The organism is Nonomuraea sp. NPDC049309, from assembly GCF_043196965.1.
Lineage (GTDB): Bacteria > Actinomycetota > Actinomycetes > Streptosporangiales > Streptosporangiaceae > Nonomuraea > Nonomuraea fastidiosa.
On record NZ_JBICSH010000007.1, the window covers coordinates 226,683 to 240,375 of the forward strand.

Consider the following 13,693-nt stretch of genomic DNA (forward strand, 5'->3'; position numbering starts at 1 on the left):
CGGGAGCGTCAATGGTTGGCGAGGAAGGCCAGCAGGTCCTGGCGGGTGATCAGGCCGGTCGGCTTGCCGTCGGTCAGCACAACCGCCGCATCCGCCTTTTCCAGCGCTTCCACCGCGATGGCCACAGGTTCACCGCTGCCGATCGTGGGTAGCGGCGCCGACATGTGATCGGAGATCGGGTCGTCGGAGGAGAGCCTGCCGTGGTAGAGGGCTTCGAGGAGATCGCGCTCGACGATGGAGCCGACCACCTCGGCCGCCATGACCGGCGGCTCCTCCTTCATGACCGGGAGCTGCGACACGGAGTACTCGCGCATGATCGAGATGGCCGTGCCGACCGTCTCGTGCGGGTGCACGTGCACGAACTCCGGCAGCCCGCCGCCCTTACGCGCCAGCACGTCGCCGACCAGCCCCTCGTCGGAGGTGGTGGTCAGGAAGCCGTAGTCGGCCATCCAGTCGTCGTTGAAGATCTTCGACAGGTAGCCGCGGCCGCCGTCGGGCAGCAGGACCACCACCACGTCGTCGGGCGAGGCCGTGGCCGCCACCCGCAGCGCCGCCACCACGGCCATGCCGCAGGACCCACCGACCAGCAGCCCCTCCTCGCGGGCGAGCCTGCGGGTCATGGTGAAGGAGTCCTTGTCGGACACCGCGATGATCTCGTCGCAGATGTTCCTGTCGTACGTGGCCGGCCAGATGTCCTCGCCGACGCCCTCCACGAGATAGGGACGCCCGGTGCCGCCGGAGTAGACCGAGCCCTCAGGGTCGGCACCGATGACCTTCACCCGGCCGTCGGAGACCTCCTTGAGGTAGCGGCCGGTGCCGCTGATCGTGCCGCCGGTGCCGATGCCGGCCACGAAGTGCGTGACCCGGCCCTCGGTCTGCTCCCAGATCTCCGGCCCCGTCGAGTGGTAGTGGGAGTCGGGGTTGTTCGGGTTGGAGTACTGGTCGGGCTTCCAGGCGTTGGGGATCTCCCGGGCCAGCCGGTCGGAGACCGAGTAGTAGGACTCGGGGTGGTCGGGCGCGACCGCGGTCGGGCACACCACCACCTCGGCGCCGTACGCGCGCAACACCGCGATCTTGTCCTGGGCCACCTTGTCGGGCACCACGAACAGGCACCTGTAGCCCTTCTGCTGGGCCACGATGGCGAGGCCGACGCCGGTGTTGCCCGAGGTCGGCTCGACGATCACGCCGCCGGGGCGCAGCTCGCCGGACTTCTCGGCGGCCTCGATCATGCGTACCGCGATGCGGTCCTTGACCGAACCCCCAGGGTTGAAGTACTCGACCTTGGCGAGCACCTGTGCGGGCACGCCCGCGTTGACTTTGTGCAGCCTGACGAGTGGCGTGTTGCCCATCAGGTCGACAAGGGAATCGTAAACGCGCACCGGGGTGTTCACCTTCTTTACCGAAGCTTGGTCAGCTTGCCGATGGCCGAGGTCCAGTGGGGGTGGCCGGCCCTCGGTTAGTTTCAAGCAAACGCTACCGCCGAGTTCGACTGAGGAGGGCACGTACGTGGTGTGGCCTGCCGGCATGGCACGAGCGGCGAAGAAGATCGCGACGGCAGCGGCGTTCGGGGGCGGCGGGCTGACGGCGCTCGGAGCCACCGCCTACGGGCTGCTGATCGCGGAGAGCCTGCTCGCGCGTAAGGCCATCGGCCGCCCGCACGGCCTGGACGGGCCGCCGTCCGACGGCGTCTACGGCACCGACTTCCCCGGCGAGCCGATCAAGATGGCGATGCTGGGCGACTCCACCTCGGTGGGCCTCGGCATGACCGACCCGGCCAAGACGCCCGCGGTCATGCTGGCCAACGGCCTGGCCGTGGTGGCCGAGCGGCCGGTCGAGCTGAAGGTCGTGGGCAAGTCGGGCGCGCCGTCGGCCGAGCTGGCCGAGCAGGTCGACGCGGTGCTGCCCATGAAGCCCGACCTGGCGGTGATCTTCGTGGGGGCCAACGACATCATCACGCAGACGCCGCCCGCGATCGCCGTACGCCACCTGACCAAGGCCGTGCGGCGGCTGCGGGACGCGGGGGCGGAGGTGGTCGTGGGCACGTGTCCCGACCTCGGCACCGTACGCCCGATCGCGCAGCCGCTGCGCTGGGTGACGCGGCGCTGGAGCCGGCAGCTCGCCGCGGCGCAGACGGTGGCGGTGGTGGACGCGGGCGGCCGTACGGTGGCGTTCGCCGACGTTCTCGGCCCCGAGTTCGCGACAAATCCGACAGAAATGTTCGGACCGGATCGTTTCCATCCATCTGACCGAGGTTACGCGCAGGCCGCTAACGCGGTGCTACCGTCGGTGTGCGCTGCGTTGGGGCTGTGGCCTGAGCCGCGTCCCGCGCGCGGCGAAGCACTGCAACCGATCTACCTCGCGGCGGCGACGGCCGCGGAGGAGCCCGGCACCGAGGTCTCCGCGACCCGGGTCGACGGGCGGGCGACGGGCCTGCACGGCAAGTGGGCCACGCTGTTCCGCCGGCGGCTCGGCGAGGCGGTCAACGAGCCCTGACACCCGCACACCCTCAGCCGGTCACCTTCCGCGTCCGAGCCGCCACTCCCCGTCCTCATTGGAGTGGATTGCCCGTGCGCCGGCCCTCGTGGAAACCGTCACTCGCCCTCGCAGGAAGCCTCACCGCCTGCCTCGCCGCCAGTGCCTGCTCCGGCAGCGACGCCGCCACCTCCGCCTTCCCCTCCTGGCACAACAGCCAGGTCAACGTCGTCAGCAGGATGGCCGTGGGCGGCGACGTGGTCGCCGTCACCTCCATGAAGCCCGAAGGCACGCTGGAGACCGTCGCGCTCAGCCTGCGCGACGGGCGGCGGCTGTGGGCGCACCCGGCCACCATGGCGGGCCGCCTGCCCGGCATGGGCGTCTCCACCCCCGCGCTCGTGCGCAGCGGCGACCAGACCATCGTCGTCGCGCTCGACCCGGGCAAGAAGGGCCGCTGGAACGCCACGCTCATCGCCCACGACGCCCGCACCGGCGCCGCCAAGTGGAGCAGGCCGGTGCACTCGACGTTCGGGCCGCAGCGCTGCGGCCCGTACGTGTGCCTGTCCGAGCACACCGCGCTGGCCAAGGCGCGCATGGTGGTGCTCGACCCGGCGACCGGCAAGGTGCTGTGGAAGCTGCCCGGCATCTCCGAGGTCGAGTGGTCGGACGACAACCGCGCGCTGCTGCTGCGGCTCGCCGGCAACCCCATGGTGGAGTCGTACGAGCTGAAGACCGGCAGGCTCCAGTGGCAGCAGCCGATCGAGCAGGCGCTCGGGCCCGGCATCGACCTGTCGGGCGGCTGGGCGTTCGGCGCGGCCGGCGACGACCTGGTGGGCTACGTCGCGCCCTACACCAACCCGCGCACGAAGAAGGTCTCCGCGTTCGGGCTGTTCTCCATCAAGATCGCGGACGGGACCATCAACTGGATGCGTCCGTCGGTCGTACGCGTCTATCCGAGTGGCAACCCCGGCCTCGCCCCCGTCGTACGGCCCGTCGACCGCCACGGCTCCTACGGCGGCTTCGCCAGGCTCGACCCGGTCACCGGGCGGGTCGTCGGCCAGATCACCGCCTCCGACGTACCGGGATCGGGCTGGTGGCTGGCCTTCCCCGACCGCATGGACAAGCTCGGCTTCCTGCAGCACCGCGCCAAGGGCTCGGCCTTCGACCTGGCGGCCGGGCGTCCCGTGCCGCCGGAGAACGTGCGCGCATGGTCGTTCTGCGTCACCGACCCCAAGCCGCTGCCGCTGCGCGGCCAGCCGCCCGGCTTCTACTCCACGGCCGCGCTCTGCGAGTACGACCTCGGCACCGGCAAGCGGGTCGCCCCCGCCTCCACCCCGCCCTCCTGGTACACCGGCAGCCAGGACGGCTGGCGCCTCTGGCGCGACGAGCGCGGCGGCCTGCACGCGGTCAACGACCAGACAGCCGACGCCCCCGGCATGTACGGCTGACCCGCCGACGCGGGCGCCACCGGCGAACAGCCCCGGTTACGGATGAGCGACCCCGCAGCGCCCTCACACCGCACCCCCTCCTCAGACCCGTCCCGCACCAACGCGCGCCCTGCCTGCTCTTACGGTTCTCCGCGCTCTCGGCCCGCCCAGCTGTACGGGCGGGCCGAAGCCGACCCACCGCACGCCTACGCCCTCTCTGGGAGTTCGCCCAGAAACACGATCCCGATCGAGCGGGAGCGCGCGGCCGGTGGCGCCCCATGCGCCCCCACAACAGCCCACCGAACGCCCACGGGCCAAAGCCGCCAATCCCGTGCACCCCTCCCCCTCCCATCAGCGACCCGCCGGACACCCACGGACCGAAACATGCGGCCCCTACCGGCGCGTTCACCCCTCCCCCACCAGCAGCCACCCCGGACACCTATGGACCGAAACTCGCGGGCCTACCCGCGCGTGCACCCCTCACCAGCAGCCCGCCGAGCACCACGGACCGAAACGTGCGGGCCTACCAGCGCGGGCACCCCTCCCCTCCCCCACCAGCGGCCCACCGGGCGGCTACGGATTGGAGTGTGCGGGGCTGTCGGCTCTTGCGCTAAGAACTGGAATATAGTTCTACTATTAGCGCCGACAAAGGAGGGGCCATGCCCGAGGCAGTCATCGTCGCAACCGCGCGTTCCCCGATCGGACGGGCCTTCAAGGGGTCGCTCAAGGACATCCGGCCCGATGACCTGACCGTCCAGATGATCAAGGCGGCGCTGGCCAAGGTGCCCCAGCTCGACCCCGCCTCGATCGATGACATCATGCTCGGGTGCGGCCTGCCCGGCGGCGAGCAGGGCTTCAACATGGCCAGGGTCGTGGCGATCCTGCTGGGCCTGGACAACGTGCCCGGCACCACCGTGACCCGCTACTGCTCCTCGTCGTTGCAGACCACCCGGATGGCCTTCCACGCCATCAAGGCGGGCGAGGGCGACGTGTTCATCTCCGCCGGCGTCGAGACCGTCTCCCGCTTCACCAAGGGCAACTCCGACTCGCTGCCCGACACGCACAACCCGATCTTCGCCGAGGCCCGGGAGCGCACGAAGCAGTTCGCCGAGGGCGGGCAGGTCTGGCACGACCCGCGCGAGGACGACAGGGTGCCCGACATCTACATCGCCATGGGCCAGACCGCCGAGAACGTCGCCCAGCTCAAGGGCATCTCGCGCAAGGAGCAGGACGAGTTCGGCGTGCGCTCGCAGAACCTCGCCGAGAAGGCGATCGCCGACGGGTTCTGGCAGAAGGACATCACGCCGGTGACCCTGCCCGACGGCACGGTGGTCAGCAAGGACGACGGGCCGCGGCCCGGCACCACGTACGAGAAGGTCTCCACGCTCCAGCCGGCCTTCCGCCCCGACGGCACGGTCACGGCCGCCAACTGCTGCCCGCTGAACGACGGCGCCGCCGCGGTCGTCATCATGAGCGACACCAAGGCCGCGGAGCTGGGCATCACGCCGCTGGCCAGGATCGTCTCGACCGGCGTCTCCGCGCTGTCGCCCGAGATCATGGGGCTCGGTCCGGTCGAGGCGTCGAAGCAGGCGCTGGCCAGGGCCGGCATGGCGATCGGCGACATCGACCTGGTGGAGATCAACGAGGCGTTCGCCGCGCAGGTCATCCCGTCGTACCGGGAGCTCGGCATCGACATCGACCGGCTGAACGTCAACGGCGGCGCCATCGCGGTGGGCCACCCGTTCGGCATGACCGGCGCGCGCATCACCTCGACGCTGATCAACAGCCTCCAGCACCACGACAAGAGCATCGGCCTGGAGACGATGTGCGTGGGCGGTGGCCAGGGCATGGCCATGGTCCTCGAGCGCCTGAGCTGAGAGGCGGTCCCAAGCGCCTGTGCCGAGCTCGTCCTGAGCGGTCCAGACCGCCCTGAGCGGTTCAGACCGTCCTGAGCGGTTCCGTACGGTCCTGCGGCGGCTCTGGCACGGGCTGCTCGAAGCGGCGAGGCCGCGCGCCCTGGTCGGGGCGCGCGGCCTCAGCAGTGCGGTCACAGCCGTCAGCCGTGGCGGTCGGGGCCGGCCTTGAGCGGGGTGATGCGCATCAGGACGCGCCGCTCACGCTCCATCGCGGCCCGATAGTCGTCCCAATTGGGGTGCTCGCCCGAGATGTCGCGGTAGTAGGCGACCAGGAGCTCCATGGCCTCGGGCAGGTGGACGATCTCGGCCGTGCCGTCGATCTGGATCCAGTCGCCGTAGAAGCGGTCGGTGAACGCGCACAACGAGACCTGGGGGTCCCGGATGGCGTTGCGCACCTTGGCCGCGGTCTCGCGGCTGCTGATCACCACGTGGTCGCCTTGCACGCCTGCGAGGACCGGCGACATCTGCGGGCGCCCATCGCGGTGCCGGGTCAGCAGGACGGCGTGGTGATGATCACGGAGGAAGCCGAGGGCCTTATTGAGATCCATACCCTCATGATGACGCGCCCGCGCTTGCGGCACGGGCGCGGCTGGGACGGGTCGGGCTCAGATGAAGCCCATGCGGTTACGACGGTGCCGCTCGTGCTCGTGGACGATCGCGGCGGCATAGCCGTGGGACAGCCCGTGCTCGTCTGCGAGCCAGTTGGCACGCTCGTCGCACCTCAGGAAGGCCGGGCCGTTGTCGATTGCTTGGAACCACTCTGGGAGTTCGCGCCCCGTGATGGCCGGGACCCTTGCGATCAGCTTCGTCTGCGTCTCCGGTGAGTGGTTCAAGGACATGGGCACCTCCGCGGATTAGCTCCTTTGCTTGACACTGCAACACGGAAGTGAGGTTGGCAACCCCTCGGCCCGGCAGCATTTCGTGACGGCAGGTAGATTTTCCATCGCAGAGCGAAAGGGCCCCGCCGGTGCGGCGGGGCCCTTTCGCATGACTGCCTGGTCACGTCAGTCGCTATTGGTGAAGTAGCTGATGAAGCGCAGCACCTCGAGGTAGATCCACACCAGGCTCAGGGTGAGGCCGAAGGCGCACTGCCAGGCGTACTTGTCCGGAGCGCCCTGCTTGACGCCCTGCTCGATCGAGTCGAAGTCGAGCAGCAGGAAGAAGCAGCCGAGCAGGATCATCACGACGCTGAAGATCCAGCCGAGCGGGCTGTCGGTGCGCAGGCCGAGGCCGCCGTCGTGGAAGATGCCCACGATGAGGTTGACGACGACGAGGCCGAGCGCGGCGAGGCCGGCCGCGATGGTGAACTTCACCAGCTTGGGCGTGACGCGCACGATGCGCAGCGCGTAGACGGTCAGCACCGCGCCGAACGCGAACGCCGTGCCGAGCACCGCCTGCAGCACGATGCCGCTGATCAACCCCTCGAAGACCGAGCTGATCTTGCCGAGGAAAACGCCCTCGAACGCCGCGTACGCCAGGATGAGCGCCGGGTTGGTGCTCATCGTGAACGAGGCGATCAAGCCGAGGACCAGCGCCACGACCGCGGCGCCGATGGCGACCATCGGGGGGACGTTGAGCATCCAGGCCGCGGCGGCCGCCACGACCAGCACGCCGAGGGTCAGGAATCCTCGGACCACGACGTCGTCGAGCGTCATGGTCCGGTACGCCGGCCGGGACGGTGGTGCGTACGACGGCGCGTCGTACATGTGCTGCAGCTGGTCGGGTGACGGGGTGGGACCGGCCCAGCCCGTCGCGGCCTGCTGCCGCGACCTGCTGAAAACGGGGTTCTTGCTCTCCATCGCTGCCTCCTGTGACGACGAGCCTACGGTGCGCGCCGCCACCTTGGTCAACTGACGCTCATAACGATGTTCATACGGGACTTCGGCTGCGTTCACAACGATCCGGGCCCGCGCGGAGTTCCCGGGGGCGCCGTGCGGCCGGAATTCCGCCTCTCCCGGTGCCCGGTGGCGCGCCGACGTGCGCCGATACGCCCGGCGGCGAGTATGGCCGCATTCGGGAGCAGGAAAGGATGGCAGTCAGAGCCGGCCGGGCATTCACAGAAAGGGCGTCCGCAATGCCGGGAGAAAGCAGAAAACCTCGGGCTTGTCAATATCGGACGGCCGACGGAAACTTTTCGGCCGGCCAAACAGCGGGCGTCGCCCGGCCGGTGGGAGCAGGCGCCCGGAGGCCCCCGGGGCGGGCGGCCCGGACCGTACGACACCGGCTCTAACAAGCAGTGATCGCACGGTGACAGGGCAAAATCGATAACAACTCGATATCGCCAGGTAACGGCTCGGCCGCGCCCGTCCCGCCGATCGCGGTAAAGCTCCAGGTCAGAGACCTGAAGTCAATGGAGAAGGCAAGTGCCCCCGGCGGGATTCGAACCCGCACGTCAACCCTTTTAAGGGGTTTGCCTCTGCCATTGGGCTACGGGGGCGCCGCAATCATACGAAACAGACCATGCTTCCGAGGAGCACAACTTCGCATCAAGCGTCACAAGTGTGAAGCTTGCGGTGAAGTGATAGCGCCCCAGGGACTCTGTCCAAGAAGAGTAGACCGTCGAGATGGTCCAGTTGGTGCTGAATGCAGCGAGCTTCCACGGCATCCGCTTCGATGGTGACGCTCTCCCCGGTTCCTGGCAAATGCCCATGTACGGTGATACGCGTGGCTCTGCGGACATCGGCGGTCAGTCCGGGGATCGACGTACACCCCTCCCGGCCCTCCTCCCAATCGGCCGCCCCCGCGAGCCTGGGATTGACGAGGACGGTCTCTCCGGCCCAGGAACGACTCCTGGGATGCCGGCGGGCGTCAAAGGCGATCAGGCGCCAGCTCAGCCCGATCTGAGGGGCCGCCAGCCCCGTCGCGGCAGGCGTGTCGCGCAGTGTCGCCAGCAGATCCGCCGCGGCGGCCACGACCTCCGGCGCGCCCGGGTCCACGGGCGCCGCCACGGCGGACAGGAGGGGGTGCGGGGCGCCGAGCACGTCCCGCACGGTGCCGGTCGGTCTCGGGCCCCGCGGGTTCACAGCAGATCCGGTTCGACGGGACGGAACGTGATCTCGGAGTCGAGGCTCGCGCCGACGGCGGCCAGCCTGCGCATGAGCGCCGCCACGTCGACGTCCTTGGGCAGCTCGACATCCGCGATGAGCACGTACAGGCGGCCGGTGAGCCGCGTGCTCATGCCGGTGATGTTGCCGCCGTCCTCGGCCAGCACGGCGCTCACGGCCGAGACGATGCCGGGACGGTCCGGGCCGTGCACGGTCAGCACGTACTCCAGCCCGCCGCCCTGGCCGCCGCCGGCGCAGAAGTGGCGCCTGGCGGCGATCGCGGAGGCGGTGACCACGAGGTCGGGGGCGCCCACCCGTTTGGTCAGCTCGGCGGGATCCAGGTCGCCGGAGACCAGCAGCATCATCGCGACGTGCCCGCCCAGCAGCGTCATGGTCGAGTCCTGGATGTTCACGCCGCAGTCGGCGAGCGACCCGGTTACCGCGGCGATCACGCCTGGCCGGTCGACGCCCAGCACGGTCACCGCTGACAGACCCACTCGTGGCACCCCTTCCGCTTGCGACATGGGTGCCGTGAACGCCCCGGCGGCGTGGTTCACCGGGGCGCTGCCGTACCCGAGCTAGCGGCGAGTCGTCGCCACCGCGGCCCTGAAGCCGTCGCGGGGGTGCTCCATCTCTCCCAGCGAGATCGTCTCCCGCTTGAAGAACAGAGCCAGCGTCCAGTCGACGACGACACGGACCTTGCGGTTCAGCGTCGGCACCCGCGACAGATGGTAGGTGCGGTGCATGAACCACGCAGGGAAACCGCGCAGCTTGACGCCATAGACATTGGCGACGCCCCGGTGCAGGCCGAGTCCGGCGACCGATCCGACGTACTTGTGGCGGTATTGAATGAGTTCCTCCCCGCGGAGGTAGCGGACGATGTTGTCCGCCAGCACCTTCGCCTGCCGGACGGCGTGCTGGGCGTTGGGCGCGCAGTACTTGCCCGGGTTGGTCACGTCGGGCACCCCGGCGGCGTCGCCGGCGGCGAACGCGCCCGGCGTGCCCGCCACGGTCAGCATCGGCGTGGTCTTGATCCGGCCGCGCTCGTCGAGCGGCAGGTCGCTGTCGTTGACCACCGGGCTGGGCTTGACGCCGGCCGTCCAGACGAGCGTCTCCGCCTCGAACTCGGTGCCGTCCGAGAGCACCACGTGGCCGCCCACGCAGCTCTCCAGGCGGGTCTCCAGCCGTACGTCGATGCCGCGCTCGCGCAGCTGCTCCAAGGTCCACTTGCCCATCTCGGGCCCGACCTCGGGCAGCACCCGGTTCGTCGCCTCGACGAGCACCCAGCGGATGTCCGACGGCTTGATGTTGCGGTAGTAGCGGGTGGAGTGCTTGGCCATGTCCTCCAGCTCGGCCAGCGCCTCCACACCGGCGAACCCGGCCCCGACCACCACGAACGTCAGCGCCCTCCGCCGCACCTCCGGGTCGTCGGTCGACTCGGCCACGTCGAGCAGGTGCAGCACGCGGTTGCGCAGCGCGATCGCCTCACCGACCGTCTTGAAGCCGATGCCGATGTCGGTGAGCCCGGGGATGGGCAGGGTGCGGGAGATCGACCCGGCGGCCATCACGATCACGTCGTACGCGATCTGGCGCGGCTCGCCCTCGGCCGGCTGGAAGGTGACGACGCGGCCGGCGTGGTCGACCTTGGTGACGGTGCCGTTCAGGATGTGCACCTTGGGCAGCACCCGCCGCAGCGGGGCCACCATGTGGCGGGGCGAGAGGTTGCCCGCGGCGGCCTCCGGCAGGAACGGCTGGTAGGTCATGTAGGACTGGGGGTCGATGATCGTGACGCGGGCTTCGCCGTCGCGGAGTTCGCGACGGAGCCTGCGCTGGAGCCGTAGCGCGGTGTAGAGGCCGACGTATCCACCGCCGACGATCAGAATGTGCTTGTTCATCCTGAGGCCACATCCCTCGTGGTCGCTTGTGAAAGCATTCACAAGCCTACGTCAGCGGGTTCCGCGGAAGCCAGCCGATAAGTGGTGTAACGCGTCACACCGCCAGTGACCTGGCCTTTGAGAAGACGTCGTCCAGCATCTGGGCGGTGACCCGGCCGGTGAACGTGTTCTGCTGGCTCGGGTGATAGCAGCCCATGAGCGTCACCCGGGCGTCGCCGCGCCTGATCGGCACCTCTGCCCCGTGGCCGAACGGCGGGCGGGGGCGCGGCAGCTCGTAGCCCGCCTCCTTGAGCGCCGGCCACACCGCCTGCCAGGCGTAGCCGCCGAGCGCCACGATCACCCGTACGGTGGGGGCGACCAGCGCGATCTCCCTGGCCATCCAAGGAAAGCAGGTGGCCTTCTCCTGCGGCGTCGGCTTGTTGTCCGGCGGCGCGCAGCGCACCGACGCCACCACGCGGGCGCCGATCAGCCGCTGGCCGTCGCCCGCGTGCGTGCTGGTCTCCTGGGCGGCCAGGCCGCACCGGTAGAGCGAGGCGAACAGCCAGTCGCCGCTGCGGTCGCCGGTGAAGATGCGCCCGGTCCTGTTGCCCCCGTGAGCCGCCGGCGCCAGGCCCACCAGCAGGATGCGGGGCCGCTCGTCGCCCCACCCCGGCACGGGGCGGCCCCAGTACGTCTCGTCCGCGAACGCGCGCCGCTTCACCCGCGCGACCTCCTCGCGCCACTCCACCAGGCGCGGGCAGGCGCGGCAGACGGACTGCACGGCGGTGAGCTCCGCGAGCGTGCCGCTGGCGGCGGCGAGACGGCGCACGTCGGCGGGGTCGCGCGCCACCGGCGTGTCGGCGGTCGCGGGGTCTTCAGGCCAGCCGGTGCCGGGAGGGACGAAACTCATGACACCGATGGTGCCCGATCACCCCACCCACCCGAACCCACCGCGGCACCCACACCCCGACACAGCACCCAGAACCCGACTGGCGCCTACACCCCGACGCAGCACCCAGACCCCAACGCGGCATCCGCGCCCTGACCCGATCCTCGGGCAAGACGCGGCAACCCTCCCGGACCACCCCGAGCGCCCACACCCCAACGCAACACCCAGACCCCAACATGGCGCCCGCACCCTGACGCGATCCTCGCGCAGACCCGGTGCCCCTCCCGGAGCCCCCGCGCACCCGCACCCCGACGCGGCACCCGCACCCTGACGCGATCCTCGCGCAGACCCGGTGCCCCTCCCGGAGCCCCCGCGCACCCGCACCCCGACGCGGCACCCTCACCCTGACCCGATCCCCGCGCAGAACCCGGTGCCCCTCCCGGAGCCCCCGCGCACCCGCAGCACGCTGCGGGGCATGCGCCCTGACAGCGCACGCGCGAGCAATGCGCGCTCGCAGCACGTACGGGCAACGCCGGCTCACCGCACACGTACGGGCGGCGCGCTCGCAGCGCGCGTTGGAGCAGGAGCGCACAAAGGAAAACCGGGCGGCTCCCGAAGGAGCCGCCCGGTTGAACCGTTCGGTCGCGCGTCACGGCGCGGCCCGCCCGGACGTCGCCCGGCGGCACCGACCGGTGCCGTCCTGACGGGCCCAGGACGCCGCCGCAGGCTCTACCCGGCGGCGTCCGTGCCGTTCCGCTCGGTCGATGCCTGTCAGGCCTTGCTGTCCTTGGGCGCGGGCAGCGTCGTGGCCTCGGGCGCGGGCAGCGTCGTGGCCTCAGGCGCGGGCAGGGTGGTGGCCGACGGCTTGGGCTCCGGCTTGTCAGCCGGCGCCTTACGGCAGGCCGGGTAGCGGTCGCTGGAGGAGTCGCTGTTGTTGGGGCCGGTGACGGTCAGCGTCACCACGCCGCCGTTGGCGTCCGCGCCGCTCAGCTTGGTGGAGAAGGACGGGATGATGATCTTGCCGCCGTCACGGCCGAAGTAGGTCTGGCCGTTGCTCACCGTGCGGCCGTTGAGCGACCAGCGGTAGGAGACGCTGCCGGCACCGGTGGAGGTGATGGAGCCGGTGGCCTTCACCGTGCAGTCGCGGGCGACCGTGGCGTCGGCGGACGCGGAGACCTTGCCGTGCGGCTTGGAGGTCTCGTGCCCGTCCTTGCACGACACCTTGTAGTACGTCTTGTTGGAGTACTCGCGCTTCGGGCTCAGCACCTGCAGCTGCGCCCAGCCGCTCTGGCTGTGACGCGGGGAGATGCTGAAACCGACCTTGCGCGAGTCACGCACCTTGATCTTGCCGTAGTCGGCGGTGCGGCCGTCGAGGACCCAGCGGTAACGCACCCAGGCCGGACGCGAGGAGCTGATCACGCCGCTGAAGTCGACCCTGCCACCGGGGGCACAGCTGCGGCCGTACTTGCTGTAGCTCGTCCAGGCGCGGGCGTCGATCTTGGGGCCGTGGTTGCGCACGACCTCCTTGAGCGAGACGCAGGAGACGGAGAAGTAGCCCTTCTTCGAGGTGACCTTCTTCGGCCCGAGGACCTGGACGGCCTCCCAGCCCTTGACGTCGTCCTTGAAGGTGATGGACTGCTTGATCGTGACCGTCTTGGTGCCCTTGCCCTTGACGGTGAGCGTCTTGACCTTGCTCTTGGAGCCGTCGCCGTGCAGCCAGCGGTAGGCCAGCTTGGTCTTGCCGTTGACCGGCACCTTGATCTTGGCCGAGAAGTCGACCTTGACCGGACAGGACCCTTCGTGGGCCCGCGGGGAGGCCTTCGGCGCGGAGGCCGTGACCTTGGGCTTCGACGCGGTGGCGGCCTGGGCGGGACCGGCGACCAGGCCCGCGGCGAGCGCCGCCAGGGCCGCGGACGAGGCGCTGAACGCCACAGCCTTACGCGCTAACCCAACAGACATCATGTGAGAGTGCTCCATTCCTTGAGGGAAGAGACGCGCCCGGGAACGGTCGCCAAGCCTGCGCCTTTCGCGCATGACACATGGCAAAGCCCCCGTTTTGCCTCTCTACTGA

The 13,693-nt window shown here is 70.1% G+C and carries 12 protein-coding genes and 1 tRNA gene; 3 read left to right on the forward strand and 10 right to left on the reverse strand.

Annotated features, from left to right (window positions below; translation table 11 throughout):
- Positions 1 to 8 precede the first annotated feature (8 nt).
- Positions 9 to 1,379 carry a cystathionine beta-synthase gene (locus ACGFIM_RS35405; protein WP_393209853.1) on the reverse strand — a complete coding sequence of 457 codons (1,371 nt, stop codon included), beginning with the start codon at positions 1,377 to 1,379 and terminating at the stop codon, positions 9 to 11.
- A gap of 145 nt (positions 1,380 to 1,524) precedes the next feature.
- Between ACGFIM_RS35405 and ACGFIM_RS35410 the strand changes: the two genes are divergently transcribed.
- The 3 genes from ACGFIM_RS35410 to ACGFIM_RS35420 all read left to right on the forward strand — a co-directional run bounded on the left by ACGFIM_RS35410 (position 1,525) and on the right by ACGFIM_RS35420 (position 5,776).
- The gene (locus ACGFIM_RS35410) at positions 1,525 to 2,493 is read left to right on the forward strand and encodes an SGNH/GDSL hydrolase family protein (protein ID WP_393209856.1); all 969 of its coding nucleotides are present in this window, start codon (positions 1,525 to 1,527) and stop codon (positions 2,491 to 2,493) included.
- Between the two features lie 74 nt (positions 2,494 to 2,567).
- A complete protein-coding gene (locus tag ACGFIM_RS35415) occupies positions 2,568 to 3,920 on the forward strand; it encodes a PQQ-binding-like beta-propeller repeat protein (protein WP_393209859.1) in 1,353 nt (450 codons plus the stop codon).
- Positions 3,921 to 4,558: 638 nt separating this feature from the next.
- Positions 4,559 to 5,776 (forward strand): acetyl-CoA C-acetyltransferase, encoded by a 1,218-nt coding sequence (locus ACGFIM_RS35420; protein WP_393209862.1) that lies wholly within the window; start codon positions 4,559 to 4,561, stop codon positions 5,774 to 5,776.
- A 179-nt stretch (positions 5,777 to 5,955) separates the two neighbouring features.
- On the opposite strand, the gene ACGFIM_RS35425 is transcribed toward ACGFIM_RS35420, so the two are convergent.
- The 9 genes from ACGFIM_RS35425 to ACGFIM_RS35465 form a co-directional block, all read right to left on the reverse strand.
- Positions 5,956 to 6,363: a PPOX class F420-dependent oxidoreductase gene (locus ACGFIM_RS35425; RefSeq protein WP_393209865.1), complete on the reverse strand. Its 408-nt coding sequence runs from the start codon at positions 6,361 to 6,363 to the stop codon at positions 5,956 to 5,958.
- Between the two features lie 57 nt (positions 6,364 to 6,420).
- The gene (locus tag ACGFIM_RS35430) at positions 6,421 to 6,654 is read right to left on the reverse strand and encodes a DUF4287 domain-containing protein (RefSeq protein WP_393209868.1); all 234 of its coding nucleotides are present in this window, start codon (positions 6,652 to 6,654) and stop codon (positions 6,421 to 6,423) included.
- Positions 6,655 to 6,819: 165 nt separating this feature from the next.
- Positions 6,820 to 7,614 (reverse strand): Bax inhibitor-1/YccA family protein, encoded by a 795-nt coding sequence (locus ACGFIM_RS35435; RefSeq protein WP_393209871.1) that lies wholly within the window; start codon positions 7,612 to 7,614, stop codon positions 6,820 to 6,822.
- 565 nt (positions 7,615 to 8,179) lie between these two features.
- Positions 8,180 to 8,252: transfer RNA gene (locus ACGFIM_RS35440), tRNA-Leu, on the reverse strand.
- A 49-nt stretch (positions 8,253 to 8,301) separates the two neighbouring features.
- A complete protein-coding gene (locus tag ACGFIM_RS35445) occupies positions 8,302 to 8,838 on the reverse strand; it encodes a peptide deformylase (protein WP_393209874.1) in 537 nt (178 codons plus the stop codon).
- A complete protein-coding gene (locus ACGFIM_RS35450; RefSeq protein ID WP_393209878.1) occupies positions 8,835 to 9,356 on the reverse strand; it encodes a glycine cleavage system protein R in 522 nt (173 codons plus the stop codon). Before ACGFIM_RS35450 ends, ACGFIM_RS35445 begins: the two co-directional genes overlap by 4 nt.
- 81 nt (positions 9,357 to 9,437) lie before the next feature.
- On the reverse strand, positions 9,438 to 10,754 hold the full coding sequence (locus tag ACGFIM_RS35455; protein ID WP_393209881.1) for an NAD(P)/FAD-dependent oxidoreductase: 1,317 nt from the start codon (positions 10,752 to 10,754) through the stop codon (positions 9,438 to 9,440).
- A 94-nt stretch (positions 10,755 to 10,848) separates the two neighbouring features.
- Positions 10,849 to 11,643, reverse strand: coding sequence for a uracil-DNA glycosylase (locus tag ACGFIM_RS35460; RefSeq protein WP_393209884.1), 795 nt, complete (start codon positions 11,641 to 11,643; stop codon positions 10,849 to 10,851).
- Positions 11,644 to 12,393: 750 nt separating this feature from the next.
- A complete protein-coding gene (locus tag ACGFIM_RS35465) occupies positions 12,394 to 13,554 on the reverse strand; it encodes a hypothetical protein (RefSeq protein WP_393209890.1) in 1,161 nt (386 codons plus the stop codon).
- Positions 13,555 to 13,693: the final 139 nt, after the last annotated feature.

Excerpts from the sequence above, each read along its gene's own strand:
- ACGFIM_RS35420 (WP_393209862.1), top strand. The coding sequence starts at position 4,559 with ATGCCCGAGGCAGTCATCGTCGCAACCGCGCGTTCCCCGATCGGACGG.
- ACGFIM_RS35455 (WP_393209881.1), bottom strand. The coding sequence starts at position 10,754 with ATGAACAAGCACATTCTGATCGTCGGCGGTGGATACGTCGGCCTCTAC.
- ACGFIM_RS35460 (WP_393209884.1), bottom strand. The coding sequence starts at position 11,643 with ATGAGTTTCGTCCCTCCCGGCACCGGCTGGCCTGAAGACCCCGCGACC.
- ACGFIM_RS35435 (WP_393209871.1), bottom strand. The coding sequence starts at position 7,614 with ATGGAGAGCAAGAACCCCGTTTTCAGCAGGTCGCGGCAGCAGGCCGCG.
- ACGFIM_RS35430 (WP_393209868.1), bottom strand. The coding sequence starts at position 6,654 with ATGTCCTTGAACCACTCACCGGAGACGCAGACGAAGCTGATCGCAAGG.
- ACGFIM_RS35410 (WP_393209856.1), top strand. The coding sequence starts at position 1,525 with ATGGCACGAGCGGCGAAGAAGATCGCGACGGCAGCGGCGTTCGGGGGC.
- ACGFIM_RS35425 (WP_393209865.1), bottom strand. The coding sequence starts at position 6,363 with ATGGATCTCAATAAGGCCCTCGGCTTCCTCCGTGATCATCACCACGCC.